This is a genomic window from Streptomyces sp. NPDC001156 (assembly GCF_053598275.1).
The window spans coordinates 59,350-74,723 of record NZ_JBSFJX010000032.1; the positions used below are offsets into that span (position 1 = coordinate 59,350).

The following is a 15,374-nucleotide window of genomic DNA, read 5'->3' on the forward strand; positions in this document are numbered from 1 at the left end:
TCGGTGAGCCGAGCGGGAGGCCCCGGGGGCCTACGCTGAACGTATGAGCACGAAGACCGGGCGGGGCCACGTGGCGGGCCTTCCGACATGGGACCGCTGCGCGGTCATGGGGGTCGTCAACGTCACCCCCGACTCCTTCTCCGACGGCGGACGCTGGTTCGACACCACCGCCGCCGTCAAGCGCGGCCTCGACCTGGTCACCGAGGGAGCCGACCTCATAGACGTAGGCGGCGAGTCCACCCGCCCGGGCGCCACCCGCGTCGACGAGGCCGAGGAGCTCAGGCGCGTCATCCCCGTCGTCCGCGGACTCGCCTCCGAGGGCGTCACGGTCTCCGTCGACACCATGCGCGCCTCGGTCGCCGAAAAGGCCCTCGCCGCCGGTGCCGCACTCGTCAACGACGTCAGCGGCGGCCTCGCCGACCCCGCCATGCTCGAGGTCGTCGCCGCCGTCGGCGCCCCCTTCGTGGTCATGCACTGGCGCGGCTTCCTGGAGGGCGGCAACGTCAAGGGCGTCTACGAGGACGTGGTCGCCGACGTCGTCGACGAGCTGCACGCGCGCGTGGAGGCCGTCCTGGAGGGCGGCATCGCCCCCGACCGGATCGTCGTCGACCCCGGCCTCGGCTTCTCCAAGGACGCCGGGCACGACCTGACCCTGATCGCCCACCTGGACCGTCTGCACGGCCTCGGCCACCCCCTGCTGGTGGCCGCCTCCCGCAAGCGCTTCCTCGGCCGGGTACTGGCCGGCCCCGAGGGCGCCCCGCCACCTGCGCGCGAGCGCGACGCCGCCACGGCCGCGGTCTCCGCGCTCGCCGCACACGCCGGCGCATGGGCCGTGCGCGTGCACGAGGTGCGCGCGACGGCGGACGCCGTGCGCGTCGCACGCGCCATCGAAGGAGCCCGGTGAGCACAGCCCACACGGATATCGAGCAGGTCGAGAAGGCCAACACCGCCTTCTACGAGGCGATGGAGCGAGGCGACTTCGAAGAGGTGTCCTCGCTCTGGCTCTCGCCCTCCGACCTGGGAGTCGACGAGGCGTACCACGATCCGGCGGACACCGGAGTGATCTCCTGCGTGCACCCTGGCTGGCCGGTTCTGACCGGTCGCGGCGAGGTCCTGAGGTCGTACGCGCTGATCATGGCGAACACCGACTACATCCAGTTCTTCCTCACGGACGTCCATGTCTCCGTCACCGGCGACACCGCCCTGGTGACCTGCACCGAGAACATCCTCAGCGGAGGCCCGGCGCCGGAGGACGGCGACGAGCTCGGACCGCTCGTCGGCCAGCTGGTCGTCGCGACCAATGTGTTCCACCGCACACCCGACGGCTGGAAACTCTGGTCGCACCACGCCTCGCCCGTCCTGACCGAATCCGCCGAGGAAGAAGAGGACGAGTCCCCTTCCTGAGGGGGTGGCTGCCACGCCGGAGTGGGTAGGCGGCAGATAGTGGCGGGAATCACCTACTCCTTGGTATTCGTGGCTACCAACCCGTAAGCCACCGCGTTCCCCAGGGGAAACACCGGATGAACCCTCCTCCCAGTCGCCGAGGCGCGCGCTCCGGGAGCCGGAGCTGACAGTGTCCGCAGGTAGATTCCTTCCAGGCCGGTGTTCCGACCCCACCCGGTGAGCACCTGCCGCTACCGACGATTGCAGGAGTGATTCGCGTGGATCGTGTCGCGCTGCGCGGCCTGAAGGCCCGCGGGCACCACGGCGTCTTCCCCAAGGAACGCGAGGAGGGCCAGACCTTCATCGTGGACCTCGTCCTCGGCCTGGACACCCGGCCGGCAGCGGCCGACGACGACCTGACCAAGACCGTGCACTACGGCGTCGTGGCGGAAGAGGTCGTCGCCCTGGTCGAGGGAGAGCCCGTCGACCTGATCGAGACGCTGGCCGAGCGCATCGCCTTCTCCTGCCTCAAGCACGCCCCGGTACGGGAGGTCGAGGTCTGCGTCCACAAACCGGACGCACCGATCGCGGTCCCCTTCGACGACGTGACCGTGACCATCACCAGGAGCCGAGTATGACCGCATTCCTCACCTGGGGTCAGAGCGACCCGACCGTCCAGCCGGTACCCACCTCCGTGGTGCAGCGCGTGGACGCCGCCGACACCACTTTGCAGAACCCCAAGCGCGCCGTGATCTCGCTGGGGTCCAACCTGGGCAACCGCCTGGAGACCCTCCAAGGCGCCATCGACGCCCTCGAGGACACCCCGGGCGTCCGCGTCAAGGCGGTCTCGCCGGTGTACGAGACGGAGCCGTGGGGCGTGGCGCCGGGCAGCCAGCCGGCGTACTTCAACGCGGTGGTCGTCGTGAAGACGACCCTGCCGCCCTCCTCTCTCCTCGAGCGCGCGCACGCCGTGGAGGAGGCGTTCCACCGGGTCCGCGACGAGCGCTGGGGCGCACGGACCCTGGACGTGGACATCATCGCGTACGCGGAGCACGTCTCCGACGACCCGGTGCTGACGCTCCCCCACCCGCGCGCCCACGAGCGGGCGTTCGTCCTCGCCCCCTGGCACGACCTCGACCCCGGGGCGCAGCTGCCCGGCCGCGGTCCGGTGGCCGACCTGCTCGCCGTCGTCACCCGTGAGAGTGTCATCCCCCGCGCCGACCTGGAACTCCGGCTGCCCGAGTAGTCGTTAAGGTCTACCGGGCGGGGATTTCTCTCCGCGCCCCGACCGAGTACGGCCTAGTGCCGGGCTGACGAAGGGACATCGTGAGAGAGCTGCGCATCAGGACGCTGGCAGCGGTGTTCGTGGTGGCCGGAGTACTGTCCTGGGCGGCCGCCCGCCTGTGGAACGCGGTGGGAACGCTGCCCCGGGTCCCCCTGGCCGCGCCCATCGTCCTCGCCCTGATCGCCGTGGTCCTACTGGCCACGGCGCTTTCGCTCCGCAGCCGTCTCAAGGCTCAGCGGGAGCGCCGCCCGGGAGCCAAGGGCGTCGAGCCGCTGATGGCGGCCCGGGCCGTGGTCTTCGGTCAGGCGAGCGCCCTCGTGGCGTCCCTGGTCGCCGGCATGTACGGCGGTACGGGCGTCTTCCTGCTGGAGTCCCTCGACCTCCCCACCCGCCGCGACCAGGCCATCTACGCCGGCTTCTCGGTCGTGGCCGGAATCGCCGTCATAGCGGCGGCCTTCTTCCTCGAACGGGTCTGCAAACTCCCGGAAGACGACGAACACGACGGAGGAACGGCGTCGGTCACCTGAGCCGCGGCGCGACTGCGAGGGTCAGCGCGCCATGATGAGGCTCATCGCCTCGTTCCGGGTCGCCGCATCGCGCAGCTGACCGCGTACGGCCGAAGTGATCGTCTTCGCACCGGGCTTGCGGATGCCGCGCATCGACATGCACATGTGCTCGCACTCGACCACGACGATCACACCGCGCGGCTCGAGTATCTCCATCAGGGAGTCGGCGATCTGCGTCGTCAGCCGCTCCTGTACCTGGGGCCGGCGCGCGAACACGTCCACGAGCCGGGCCAGCTTGGACAGACCCGTGATCTTGCCGCTGGTGGCCGGGATGTACCCGACATGCGCGACGCCCCTGAACGGCACGAGATGGTGCTCACACGTGGAGAACACCTCGATGTCCTTCACGAGCACCATCTCGTCGTGACCGAGGTCGAACGTCGTCGTCAGGACGTCCTCGGGCTTCTGCCACAGTCCCGCGAATATCTCCCGATACGCCCGGGCCACCCTGCCCGGCGTCTCCCGCAGTCCTTCTCGGTCCGGGTCCTCCCCGACCGCGATGAGCAATTCGCGGACGGCGTTCTCCGCGCGCTTCTCGTCGAACTCGCCGATCGTGCCTTCGCCGTCCAGCGTCACCGGGTCGGTCATGTGGTGCCTCGTTCCTGCGACTGTGACGCGCACGGATCACGCGTCTCATGTGCGACCTTGGGGAAATGCCGCGCCCCCCAGGCTAGAACCCTGGGGGGCGCGGCTGAAATTCCGGGCCTGTGAGCCCGTCGGAGGGCTGTGAGTCAGCTCTCTCGGCGGTCCTCCGGGGCCTTCTCCGTGGAGAGCGGCTCCGACGCGGTGATCGCCGGGCTGGCGCCGTTGGCCCCGTTCGTCAGTGCGAGCTCCCTCGGGGAGAGCACCGGCGGGCGGGTGGACGGCGTGCGGCGCGAGGAACCCGTCCAGGCAGGCCGCGGCGGGCGCTTGACGATCGGGGCGAAGATCTCGGCGATCTCCTCCTTGCCCAGCGTCTCCTTCTCCAGCAGGGCGAGGACGAGGTTGTCGAGGACGTCGCGGTTCTCGACCAGGATCTCCCAGGCCTCGTTGTGCGCGTTCTCGATGAGCTTCTTGACTTCCTCGTCCACCAGCGCGGCGACCTCTTCCGAGTAGTCGCGCTGGTGAGCCATCTCACGTCCGAGGAACGGCTCGGTGTTGTCGCCACCGAACTTGATCGCGCCGAGACGCTCGGTCATGCCGTACTGCGTGACCATCGAGCGGGCCGTGGACGTGGCCTTCTCGATGTCGTTCGCGGCACCGGTGGTGGGGTCGTGGAAGACGAGCTCCTCGGCCGCGCGGCCGCCCAGCATGTAGGCCAGCTGGTCCAGCATCTCGTTGCGGGTCGTGGAGTACTTGTCCTCGTCCGGGAGCACCATCGTGTAGCCGAGCGCGCGGCCCCGGGACAGAATCGTGATCTTGTGGACCGGGTCGGAGTTCGGCGAGGCCGCCGCGACCAGGGCGTGGCCGCCCTCGTGGTACGCGGTGATCTTCTTCTCCTTGTCCGACATGATCCGGGTCCGCTTCTGCGGGCCCGCGACCACGCGGTCGATCGCCTCGTCCAGCATCTGGTTGTCGATCAGCTTGCGGTCGCTGCGGGCCGTCAGCAGCGCCGCCTCGTTCAGCACGTTCGACAGGTCCGCACCGGTGAAGCCCGGGGTGCGGCGGGAGACGGCCGACAGGTCGACGTCCGGAGCGACCGGCTTGCCCTTCTGGTGGACCTTGAGGATCTCCAGCCGGCCCTGCATGTCCGGGCGGTCGACGGCGATCTGCCGGTCGAAGCGGCCGGGGCGCAGCAGCGCCGGGTCGAGGATGTCAGGGCGGTTCGTGGCGGCGATGAGGATCACGCCGCCCTTCACGTCGAAGCCGTCCATCTCGACGAGCAGCTGGTTCAGGGTCTGCTCGCGCTCGTCGTGACCGCCGCCGAGGCCGGCGCCGCGGTGGCGGCCGACCGCGTCGATCTCGTCGACGAAGACGATCGCCGGGGCGTTCGCCTTGGCCTGCTCGAACAGGTCACGGACCCGGGAGGCACCGACACCGACGAACATCTCGACGAAGTCGGAACCCGAGATCGAGTAGAAGGGGACGCCCGCCTCGCCGGCCACGGCACGTGCGAGCAGCGTCTTACCGGTACCGGGAGGCCCGTACAGGAGCACGCCCTTGGGGATCTTGGCGCCGACGGCCTGGAACTTGGCCGGCTCCTGGAGGAACTCCTTGATCTCCTGGAGCTCCTCGACGGCCTCGTCCGCGCCCGCGACATCCGCGAAGGTCGTCTTCGGGGTGTCCTTGGTGATGAGCTTCGCCTTGGACTTCCCGAAGTTCATGACCCGGGAGCCGCCGCCCTGCATCTGGTTCATCAGGAACAGGAAGACGACCACGATGAGGACGAAGGGCAGCAGAGAGAGCAGGATCCCGACGAAGGGGTTCTGCTTGGACGGAGCGACCGTGTAGCCGTCCGGGATCTGCTTGTGCTCGTACTTGTCCTGCAGGGAGTTGGCCAGGTTCACGCCCTGGTCGCCGATGTAGCTCGACTGGATCTTGGAGCTGCCATCGACTTTCACGCCGTCCTTGAGCGAGACCTTGACGATCTGCTCGTCGCCGGTGGTCAGCTTGGCCGACTGGACCTTGTTCTGATTGATCGCCGCCACAACTTGGCCGGTGTCCACCGTCTTGTAGCCGCCAGAGGAGCCGACGACCTGCATCAACACGACCACGGCAAGGACGGCCAGCACGATCCACATGACCGGCCCACGGAAGTATCGCTTCACGTCCATCCATACGGAGCGGTGCCGCCCCGTCCCTCCTGCCATAGTGAGTTTGATAAAGACAGTTCTTCTGACGGTACCCCAGGATTGTCACCCGAAGCCGCAGGGGACCTCTGGCATACCGTCCACGCATGCTCCAACGGCGAGAAAGCCGCTGGGGTTCCCGAACGTCCCCGAACGACCGCGACCCCGGGGTCGCGGTCACCGCGAGGAGGCCGGGCCCGGAAGCTCAGCCGCCGTATACGTGGGGCGCGAGCGTACCGACGAATGGAAGATTGCGGTACTTCTCGGCGTAGTCGAGTCCGTATCCCACGACGAATTCGTTCGGGATGTCGAATCCGACCCACTCGACTTCGATGGCGACCTTGGCGGCATCCGGCTTGCGCAGCAGCGTGCACACCTTGAGGGAGGCGGGCTCGCGCGAGCCGAGGTTGGAGATCAGCCAGGACAGGGTCAGACCGGAGTCGATGATGTCCTCGACGATCAGGACGTGCCTGCCCTTGATGTCGGTGTCGAGGTCCTTGAGGATCCGTACGACGCCGGAGGACTGGGTGCCCGCCCCGTAGGAGGACACCGCCATCCAGTCCATGGTGAGGGGGGTGGACAGCGCCCGGGCGAGGTCGGCCATGACCATCACCGCGCCCTTGAGGACACCGACGATCAGCAGGTCCTTGCCCGCGTACTCCGCGTCGATCTTCGCGGCCAGCTCGGCCAGCTTCGCGTCGATCTCTTCCTTGGTGATGAGCACCTGCTGGAGGTCGGCACCCATGTCTTTCGCGTCCACCCGCATCACTTTCGGTCGTCCCGCACTTGTCGCCCGCTCGCCTCCGGGAGCGGCTGCCGCCGTCGGCGGCCGGCCGTTACCGGGCGTCCGCGCCGCAGCAGCAGCCTGTCGGCTGCGGCCCGCGCGATCTGGGCGAGCTCTCCCATTCGACAGCGGCGCGCCCCTTCGGCTCGCTCGCGCGGCTGACCGGAACCGCCCCGAAGGGGCGACCGGGCGCCTCCCGCAGGAGGCGTGTTCTCAGCCTTGCCGAATCACCAGTCTGCCACCCTGCCGCTGAGCGACCACTTTGCCCGGGAGATTGATGGCCCCTTGGCCGCGCCAGCCGGTGATCAGGCGGTCGACCTCCTCGATGTGGCGGGCGAAGAGGGAGCCGGCCGGCGCGCCTGCCTCGATGGCGGCGCGGCGCAGGATCCGGCGGCGCACGGCGGGGGGCAGCGCGTAGAGCTTGGCGCACTCCAGGAGGCCGGAGGCGTCGCGCACGGAGGTCTCGACCTGGCGGGCCCAGGCGTCGAGGGCGTCGGCGTCGTCGCGGGAGAGCTGAGCCGTCCGGGCGAGAGCTTCGACGACACCCTTGCCGAGCGCCTTCTCGAGAGCCGGCAGGCCTTCGTGACGGAGGCGGGAGCGCGTGTACGCGGGGTCGGTGTTGTGCGGGTCGTCCCACACGGGCAGCGACTGGGCCATGCAGGCCTTGCGGGCGGTCTGCCGGTCGAGGTGCAGGAAGGGGCGGCGGTAGCGGCCGCCGGCCCCCGAGACCGCGGCCATTCCGGACAGCGAGCGGATGCCGGAGCCCCGCGCGAGGCCGAGCAGTACGGTCTCGGCCTGGTCGTCGCGAGTGTGTCCGAGGAGGATCGCGGCGGCGCGGTGGCGCGCGGCGGCGGCGTCCAGGGCGGCGTAGCGGGCGTCGCGGGCGGCCGCTTCGGGGCCGCCTTCGCGGCCGACGCTGACGGCGATGGACTCGACCGGGGCCAGACCGAGTTCGCGCAGGCGCAGGACGACCTCGTCCGCGCGCAGGTCGGAGCCCGGCTGCAAACCGTGGTCGACGGTGATGCCACCGGCGCGGACGCCGAGCTTGGGGGCCTCGAAGGCGAGGGCGGAGGCGAGCGCCATGGAGTCGGCGCCGCCCGAGCACGCGACGAGCACGAGCGGCGCACGGCGCTCGTGGTGCGGCCGGTCGTCGCTGTTCAGTTCGGTGAGGACGTCGTGTAGGACGCGGCGGACCGCCAGGCGTATCGCCGCGACCGCAGGATGGGGACCCATGTCCGGTTCCCTTCTGAAATTTTCGGGGGATGAGCCCGAGCCGGTCACTCAGAGTGTGTCGATGGTGACAGAAACGGGCGGTTCCCCGAGCATTGCACGCCTACGCATGCCTCACGGTCCCTCGGACGGGTGATTGGCGAGGCGTTCACCTGCCGAAGGCCGGATCCGCCTCACTACCCTCGTGTCGGCCTCACGACTCCGCCTTGCGGTGCACCCGCGCGACCCAGTCCGCCGGTGTGGAGATCTCCGCCTTGGTCGGAAGCGTGTTCGGAGAGGTCCACACACGGTTGAACCCGTCCATGCCGACCTGCTCGACGACCGCCCGCACGAACCGCTCGCCGTCGCGGTACTGCCTCAACTTGGCGTCCAGACCCAGCAGTTTGCGCAGGGCCAGGTCGAGACGGGAGGCGCCTTTGGCGCGGCGCTGCTGGAACTTCTCGCGGATCTCGGCGACGGACGGGACGACGTCCGGGCCGACGCCGTCCATCACGAAGTCGGCGTGGCCCTCCAGGAGGGACATGACGGCGGTCAGCCGGCCGAGGATCTCCCGCTGGGCGGGCGTCTGCACGAGCTCGACGAAGGAGTGCCCGTCGTCGTCCTCCTCGCCCTCCGGGCGGCCCCCGGCGAGGGACTGGGCGGCCTCCCTGACGCGCTCCAGGACCGTCATGGGGTCGATCTCGGTCTGCTCCAGGAAAGACTGGATTTCACCCTCGAGGTGATCGCGCAGCCAGGGCACCGCGGTGAACTGCGTGCGGTGCGTCTCCTCGTGCAGGCAGACCCAGAGCCGGAAGTCGTGGGGGTGCACGTCGAGTTCGCGCTCCACGTGCACGATGTTCGGCGCGACCAGCAGGAGGCGGCCGCCACCGTTCTCACCCGCGGGCAGATCGCGGGTGTCGGGGGCGAACGTCTCGTACTGGCCGAGGACACGGGAGGACAGGAACGACAGGAGCATGCCCAGCTCCACGCCGGTGACCTTGCCTCCGACGGCGCCCAGGACGGCTCCGCCGGGGGTGTTGCCGCGGCGCTCCTGCATCTTGTCCAGAAGGGGTTTGAGGATCTCCTTGAACCCGGCGACGTTCGCCCGGACCCACCCGGGGCGGTCGACGACGAGGACGGGAGTGTCGTGCGTGCCCTCCTCGCCCATACGAGTAAAGCCCCGGACATGTTCCTCCGAGGCCTTCGCATGTCGGCGCAGCTCCGCGACGACGGCACGGGCCTCGTCACGGCTCACCTCGGGGCCCGGCCGCACGAGCCGGGTCGCGGTCGCCACCGCGAGATTCCAGTCGACCATCTCGGCACCACCGATGCTCGTCATGCGTCAACGGTACGTGCTCGTGCGCGAGTGCGGTGAGGCCACGGCACCGGCGTAGGTCCGGTGCGGGGTCGGTGGGGCCGCTGATGCCGCTGTTACCGGCAGCCGCAACCCGCCAGGGCAGCGGCCGCGCGGTCGAGTGCCGCCCTCGCCGCCGTCTGGTCCATCGAGCCGTCCGTCAGGAACGCGAACGCCAGCAGGCGGCCATCGACGTCGACCAACGTCCCGGCGAGCGTGTTGACGCCTGTCAGGGAGCCCGTCTTGGCGCGTACGACACCGATTCCCGACCGTTGTGCGGCGTCCTCGTAGCGGTCGCTCAGGGTGCCCGTGAAGCCGGCCACCGGCAGCCCCGTCAGGACCGTGCGCAGCTCGGGATGGGAGGCGGAGCCGGCGGTCGCCAGGAGGGCCGTCAGCAGGTCCGCCGAGAGCTTGTCCGCGCGGTTCAGGCCGCTGCCGTCGTGGAACTGCGCGCCCTTGAGCGGCAGTGCCAGCTTCTTCAGCTGGGCAGCGATCGCGGCCGCGCCTCCGTCGAAGCTCGGCCGGCCCCCGGTGGCGAGGGCCGTCTGCCGGGCGAGGGCCTCGGCGATGTCGTTGTCGCTGTTGGTGAGCATCCGCTCGACCACGGCCGACAGCGGGGGCGACTGCACCGAGGCGAGGGGCTGCGCGCGGGACGTGGCCTTCGCCTGGGAGGCACCGGGGCCAGAGGTGCGAACGCCGCGGTCGCGCAGCAGACCGGCGAAGGTGCGGGCCGCGTCACCCGCCGGGTCCGTGCCTCGCGGCGCCGGCCCGCTGGTGGAGTTGTCCGCGCGGGCCTCGTCGGCCGTAAGGGCGGTGACCGGCGCGAGATTGGGGTTGGCCCCGATCTCGTGCACCGCCTCGCCGGTGAACAGGGAGGCGTCGTAGGAGAGGGTCACCGAGGCCAGGTGGCGCTTCTTCAGCGCGGCGGCCGTCGCGTCGGCGAGCGTGCGCAGGCTCGCCCAGCCGCCCGCGTCGTCCTTGCGAGCGGTCAGGGTCGGATCGCCACCGCCCACCAGCACCACGGTGTCCTTGCCCGGCTCCAGCACGGTGCGGGTGGTCAGACGGTGGTCGGGGCCCGCCGCGGAGAGGACGGCGACGGCCGTGGCGATCTTCGTCGTGGACGCGGGGGTCAGCGCGTCGTCCGCGCCCTTGCCGTACAGGCGTTTGCCGGTGGCCACGTCGACCACGACGGCGGTGCGCCGGCTGCCGAGGGAGTGGTCGTCCAGGAGCTTGTCGAGGACCGCGGTCAGGTTCGTCGCGAACGGGGCGGACTTGGTGGTGTTCGCGGCGGTGCCGAGACCGGCCAGGACGGGCGCGGCACTCGGCGCGGGAGCGGGTGCGTCGGCCGCCGTACCGGAATTACGTGCGTGATCTGCGCCACCCTGGCGACCCCACGCCGCGGCGCGGTCACGCTCGGCCGTACGCTGACCCGAGGAGTCCCAGGGACCGGCAGCGGTCGCGGCCCCGGCCGCGAGCGCGAGGCCCACGGTGGCGGCGACGGCCGTCAGCTGTGGGGCCGTAAGCCCCCCAGAGCCCGGGCCCACGGCGCGCGCGACCCGTGTGACGTGCGGTTTCACCACCCCAGGGAGCCGGGTAGCACGCGGCCGCACGGCCTCGCCGATCCGCTGCGCACGGGGTCCCACGACCTGGCCCATGCGCGCGAGGCGCGGTCTCACGGCCCGGGCGACCCGCGCGAGATGCGGTCGCGCGGCCCGCCAAGCCCTCAGCTCCGGCACGACCACCAGCCCCTTTCGCGATCACACACCTGCGTGAGGGACACTTAATCACCAGAACTATGTGTTGATCATGGAGGAGCCACCGGTGGAGTTCGACGTCACGATCGAGATTCCGAAGGGTTCGCGGAACAAGTACGAGGTGGACCACGAGACCGGTCGTATCCGCCTGGACCGTCGACTCTTCACCTCGACCAGCTACCCGGCCGACTACGGCTTCGTCGAGAACACCCTCGGCGAGGACGGCGACCCGCTGGACGCCCTGGTCATCCTGGAGGAGCCGACCTTCCCCGGCTGCCTCATCAAGTGCCGCGCCATCGGCATGTTCCGCATGACGGACGAGGCCGGCGGCGACGACAAGCTGCTGTGCGTGCCGGCGTCCGACCCGCGCGTGGAGCACCTCCGGGACATCCACCACGTCTCCGAGTTCGACCGCCTGGAGATCCAGCACTTCTTCGAGGTCTACAAGGACCTGGAGCCCGGCAAGTCGGTCGAGGGTGCCAACTGGGTGGGCCGTTCCGACGCGGAGGCCGAGATCGAGCGTTCGTACAAGCGGTTCAAGGAGCACGGCGGTCACTGACCCCCTGTCGTCCTGCGGGCCGCGTGACCCCTTGCGGGGTGACGCGGCCCGTTCGTACGCCGGTGTTCATACGCATACTGAGACGTACGGGAGGTATGCGAGGGAAGCACGGGTACGAAAGGCGGAGGCGGGAACTGGTGGCGGAGCCTGACGCGGAGGACCGCAAGCCGCAGTCGGACGAGGCGAGGAGCGCGTTCGCGCCCCCGGGGCGGGACGAGGGCGATTCCGCCGCGACGTCCGAGTTCTTGAGTCCCACGGCCGTTCGCGTTCCCCCGGTGTCCGGCACCGACTCATCCACGACGTCCGAGTTCGCCGTCCCGGCGGGGCTCGATGTGCCGCCGGCGCCGGCTGCCGAGCCGGAGACGACGTCCGAGTTCGCCCTCCCGCAGGGGCTCGAGGTCCCGCGGCCGCACGCCACCGAGCCGGAGGGGTCGGCATTCAGCCCGCCGAGCACGTACACCGCCGGGCAGGCACCGCCCGCGTTCACCCCGCCCTCCGGGATCCCCGCGGTGCGTCTGACCAAGGAGGCGCCCTGGCAGGACCGGATGCGCACGATGCTGCGCATGCCGGTGGCCGAGCGGCCCGCGCCGGAACCCGTGCACAAGACCGGCGAGTCCGCCCCCGCCGTGCCGCGTGTGCTCGACCTGACCCTGCGTATCGGCGAACTGCTGCTGGCGGGCGGCGAGGGCGCCGAGGACGTGGAGGCGGCGATGTTCGCGGTCTGCCGGTCCTACGGCCTGGACCGCTGCGAGCCGACCGTCACCTTCACGCTGCTGTCGATCTCGTACCAGCCCTCCCTGGTCGACGACCCGGTGACGGCCTCGCGCACCGTACGCCGCCGCGGCACCGACTACACCCGCCTGTCGGCCGTGTTCCGGCTCGTGGCGGACCTCAGCGACCCGGACACGACAATCTCCCTGGAGGAGGCCTACCGCCGGCTCGCTGAGCTCCGGCGCAACCGGCACCCCTACCCCGGGTGGGCGCTGACCGGGGCGAGCGGGCTGCTCGCCGGTGCGGCCTCCGTACTCGTCGGCGGCGACGTGATCGTGTTCATCGCGGCTGCGCTCGGCGCGATGCTCGGCGACCGGCTGGCCTGGCTGTGCGCCGGGCGCGGACTGCCAGAGTTCTACCAGTTCACGGTGGCCGCGACGCCTCCCGCCGCGATCGGCGTGGCGCTCACGGTCGCCCAGGTGCACGTGAACGCGTCCGCGGTGGTCACCGGTGGTCTGTTCGCGCTGCTGCCCGGACGGGCCCTGGTGGCGGGCGTGCAAGACGGGCTGACCGGTTTCTACATCACCGCGGCCGCGCGCCTGCTGGAGGTCCTGTACTTCTTCGTGGGCATCGTCATCGGCGTCCTGGTGGTGCTCTACTTCGGCGTCAAACTGGGCGCCCAGCTGAACCCGGACGCGGCGCTGAACGTCTCCGAGCGGCCGGTCGTGCAGATTCTCGCGTCCATGCTGCTGTGCCTGACCTTCGCGGTACTGCTCCAGCAGGAGCGGTCCACCGTGCTGTGGGTGACCCTCAACGGGGGCGTCGCCTGGAGCGTGTACGGCGCCATGCACTACCCGGGCGGCCTCTCGCCGGTCGCCTCCACGGCCGTGGCCGCGGGTCTGGTGGGCCTGTTCGGCCAGTTGCTGGCCCGGTACCGGTTCGCCTCCGCGCTGCCGTACACGACGGCCGCGATCGGGCCGCTGCTGCCCGGCTCCGCGACGTACTTCGGGCTGTTGTCGATCGCCCAGGCCCACGTCGACAAGGGCCTGGTGTCGCTGGCCAAGGCCGCCTCGCTCGCCATGGCCATCGCCATCGGCGTGAACCTGGGGTCGGAGATCTCCCGGCTGTTCCTGCGGGTGGGCTCCGCGAAGGGGCGGCGGGCCGCCAAGCGGACGCGCGGTTTCTGAGCCCTTACTGGGCGCGGTAGCCCTGGTCGTAGGGCTGCTCGCCCTGTTGATAACCCTGCGGCGTGCCGTACGGCTGCTGCGGGTACCCCTGGGGCTGCTGCTGCGGGGCCTGGCCGTAGTACTGGCCGCCGTGGCCCTGGTCCGTTCCGTGGGGCCGCTGCTGCGGCCGGCCCTGCGGGTAGCCCTGGCCCTGGGGGTACCCCTGACCCTGCGGGTAGCCCTGCCCCTGCGGATACCCCTGGTCCTGCGGGTAGCCCTGCCCCTGCGGATACCCCTGGTCCTGCGGGTAGCCCTGCCCCTGCGGATACCCCTGGTCCTGCGGGTAGCCCTGCCCCTGGTTGCCGTAGGCCTGGTTCTGGTTGCCGTACGGCTGGTTCTGGTTGCCGTAGGCCTGGTTCTGGTTGCCGTACGGCTGGTTCTGGTTGCCGTAAGGCTGGCCCTGGTTCCGGTCCTGGTACGCGGGGGCCACGGGCCGCAGCCGCGTCGTCGCGTCGTCCATGACCGGGGGCTGCTGCTGGAACTGGGGATCCATGTCCTGCGCGGGGTTCTTCCTGGCCTTGGAACGCGCCCGCAGGAACTCGATGGCGATCGGGATCACCGAGACGAGGACGATCAGGATGAGGATCGCCTCGATGTTCTTCTTGACGAAGTCGATGTTGCCCAGCCAGGAGCCGAGCAGTGTGACACCCGCACCCCACATCACGCCGCCGATGACGTTGAAGACGACGAACGAGCGGTACTTCATCCCGCTGACGCCGGCGATGATCGGCGTGAAGGTGCGCACGACCGGCACGAAGCGGGCCAGGACCAGGGACTTCGGGCCGTACTTCTCGAAGAACTCGTGTGCCTTGGTGACGTTCTCCTGCTTGAAGAGGCGGGAGTCGGGACGGTTGAAGAGCGAGGGGCCGACCTTCTTGCCGAACATGTAGCCCACCTGGTCGCCCACGACCGCGGCGAGGCAGATCAGGGCGATGGCGCCCCACAGGGGGAAGTCCAGCTGGTTCGACGTGATCAGCAGGCCGCAGGTGAACAGCAGCGAGTCACCCGGCAGGAAGAAGCCGATGAGCAGGCCCGACTCCGCGAAGACGACAAGGAGCAGGCCCCAGATCCCGAAGGTGTCCAGCAGCTGATTCGGATCCATCCAGCTCGGTCCGATGGCAAGCGTCGTCACGGTTCCGGGCTCCTGAGAGGTGAGAGGGGTGCGGCGTCCTGTGGGGCGGCCCCCACGACATGGGCCGGACAAAGCTATCAACGCACGATGTCCTCATCGGGTTCCACCGGTGCCCCCGGGGTGCACGGTGCGTGGACCGGGGCGAAGCTGTGAGCCATGGGCATCGAAGAGTACGGCGGCGGCCAGGGCCCCGAGCCCGACGTGCTGGTCGTGACGACGAACGACGTACCCGGCTACCGCGTCGAGCGGGTGGTCGGCGAGGTCTTCGGCCTCACCGTCCGCTCGCGCCATCTGGGCAGCCAGATCGGCGCGGGCCTGAAGTCCATGATCGGTGGCGAGCTGAAAGGGCTCACCAAGACGCTGGTACAGACCCGCAACCAGGCCATGGAACGGCTCATCGAGCAGGCACGCGCGCGTGGCGCGAACGGTGTCCTGGCCTTCCGCTTCGACGTGACGGAGGCCGCTGACGCCGGCACCGAGGTGTGCGCCTACGGGACCGCGGTGGTCCTGGCCCGGGTGTAGCGCGCCCGGGCCAGGACCCTAAGAGGTATCCCGTAATGCGGGGTGAGGTGGGCCTTGCCGGGGTGGGTGCTGCGGTTACCGGACGTCGAGTTTGAGGTTGTGTAGTGCTGCGATGCCGGCG

General features: G+C 70.2%; 15 protein-coding genes. 8 read left to right on the forward strand and 7 right to left on the reverse strand.

The features are described from left to right. Positions 1 to 43: 43 nt before the first annotated feature. The 5 genes from folP to ACWDA7_RS18175 all read left to right on the forward strand — a co-directional run bounded on the left by folP (position 44) and on the right by ACWDA7_RS18175 (position 3,195). The gene (folP, locus tag ACWDA7_RS18155) at positions 44 to 904 is read left to right on the forward strand and encodes a dihydropteroate synthase (RefSeq protein WP_450605274.1); all 861 of its coding nucleotides are present in this window, start codon (positions 44 to 46) and stop codon (positions 902 to 904) included. Further along, on the forward strand, positions 901 to 1,404 hold the full coding sequence (locus ACWDA7_RS18160) for a nuclear transport factor 2 family protein (protein ID WP_450605275.1): 504 nt from the start codon (positions 901 to 903) through the stop codon (positions 1,402 to 1,404). Before folP ends, ACWDA7_RS18160 begins: the two co-directional genes overlap by 4 nt. 257 nt (positions 1,405 to 1,661) lie before the next feature. Continuing rightward, positions 1,662 to 2,021, forward strand: a complete 360-nt coding sequence (gene folB / locus ACWDA7_RS18165) for a dihydroneopterin aldolase (RefSeq protein ID WP_450605276.1) — start codon at positions 1,662 to 1,664, stop codon at positions 2,019 to 2,021. Further along, positions 2,018 to 2,629: a 2-amino-4-hydroxy-6-hydroxymethyldihydropteridine diphosphokinase gene (folK, locus tag ACWDA7_RS18170; protein ID WP_450605277.1), complete on the forward strand. Its 612-nt coding sequence runs from the start codon at positions 2,018 to 2,020 to the stop codon at positions 2,627 to 2,629. The genes folB and folK overlap by 4 nt, the downstream gene beginning before the upstream one ends. 80 nt (positions 2,630 to 2,709) lie before the next feature. Next, a complete protein-coding gene (locus ACWDA7_RS18175; protein WP_359394726.1) occupies positions 2,710 to 3,195 on the forward strand; it encodes a DUF3180 domain-containing protein in 486 nt (161 codons plus the stop codon). Positions 3,196 to 3,216: 21 nt separating this feature from the next. Here ACWDA7_RS18175 and folE read toward each other — a convergent pair whose 3' ends face one another. The 6 genes from folE to dacB all read right to left on the reverse strand — a co-directional run bounded on the left by folE (position 3,217) and on the right by dacB (position 11,091). Continuing rightward, positions 3,217 to 3,822, reverse strand: coding sequence for a GTP cyclohydrolase I FolE (gene folE, locus ACWDA7_RS18180; protein ID WP_432930919.1), 606 nt, complete (start codon positions 3,820 to 3,822; stop codon positions 3,217 to 3,219). Positions 3,823 to 3,965: 143 nt separating this feature from the next. Next, positions 3,966 to 5,987 (reverse strand): ATP-dependent zinc metalloprotease FtsH, encoded by a 2,022-nt coding sequence (ftsH, locus tag ACWDA7_RS18185; RefSeq protein ID WP_432930918.1) that lies wholly within the window; start codon positions 5,985 to 5,987, stop codon positions 3,966 to 3,968. Positions 5,988 to 6,207: 220 nt separating this feature from the next. Continuing rightward, the gene (hpt, locus tag ACWDA7_RS18190; RefSeq protein ID WP_359394722.1) at positions 6,208 to 6,768 is read right to left on the reverse strand and encodes a hypoxanthine phosphoribosyltransferase; all 561 of its coding nucleotides are present in this window, start codon (positions 6,766 to 6,768) and stop codon (positions 6,208 to 6,210) included. Between the two features lie 231 nt (positions 6,769 to 6,999). Next, a complete protein-coding gene (gene tilS, locus ACWDA7_RS18195) occupies positions 7,000 to 8,019 on the reverse strand; it encodes a tRNA lysidine(34) synthetase TilS (RefSeq protein WP_450605278.1) in 1,020 nt (339 codons plus the stop codon). A 190-nt stretch (positions 8,020 to 8,209) separates the two neighbouring features. Then, positions 8,210 to 9,334 (reverse strand): zinc-dependent metalloprotease, encoded by a 1,125-nt coding sequence (locus ACWDA7_RS18200; protein WP_450605279.1) that lies wholly within the window; start codon positions 9,332 to 9,334, stop codon positions 8,210 to 8,212. A 92-nt stretch (positions 9,335 to 9,426) separates the two neighbouring features. After that, on the reverse strand, positions 9,427 to 11,091 hold the full coding sequence (gene dacB / locus ACWDA7_RS18205) for a D-alanyl-D-alanine carboxypeptidase/D-alanyl-D-alanine endopeptidase (protein ID WP_450605280.1): 1,665 nt from the start codon (positions 11,089 to 11,091) through the stop codon (positions 9,427 to 9,429). A 79-nt stretch (positions 11,092 to 11,170) separates the two neighbouring features. Between dacB and ACWDA7_RS18210 the strand changes: the two genes are divergently transcribed. Together ACWDA7_RS18210 and ACWDA7_RS18215 are read left to right on the forward strand one after the other, a co-directional pair. Then, positions 11,171 to 11,662 carry an inorganic diphosphatase gene (locus ACWDA7_RS18210; protein ID WP_234512613.1) on the forward strand — a complete coding sequence of 164 codons (492 nt, stop codon included), beginning with the start codon at positions 11,171 to 11,173 and terminating at the stop codon, positions 11,660 to 11,662. A 95-nt stretch (positions 11,663 to 11,757) separates the two neighbouring features. Continuing rightward, a complete protein-coding gene (locus ACWDA7_RS18215) occupies positions 11,758 to 13,560 on the forward strand; it encodes a threonine/serine exporter family protein (protein WP_450605281.1) in 1,803 nt (600 codons plus the stop codon). A gap of 4 nt (positions 13,561 to 13,564) precedes the next feature. On the opposite strand, the gene ACWDA7_RS18220 is transcribed toward ACWDA7_RS18215, so the two are convergent. Further along, positions 13,565 to 14,731: a VTT domain-containing protein gene (locus ACWDA7_RS18220; RefSeq protein ID WP_450605282.1), complete on the reverse strand. Its 1,167-nt coding sequence runs from the start codon at positions 14,729 to 14,731 to the stop codon at positions 13,565 to 13,567. A gap of 156 nt (positions 14,732 to 14,887) precedes the next feature. Here ACWDA7_RS18220 and ACWDA7_RS18225 point away from each other — a divergent pair, with 156 nt between their 5' ends. Further along, complete coding sequence (locus ACWDA7_RS18225; protein ID WP_359394708.1) at positions 14,888 to 15,253, forward strand: YbjQ family protein; 366 nt, start codon at positions 14,888 to 14,890, stop codon at positions 15,251 to 15,253. Positions 15,254 to 15,374 lie beyond the last annotated feature (121 nt).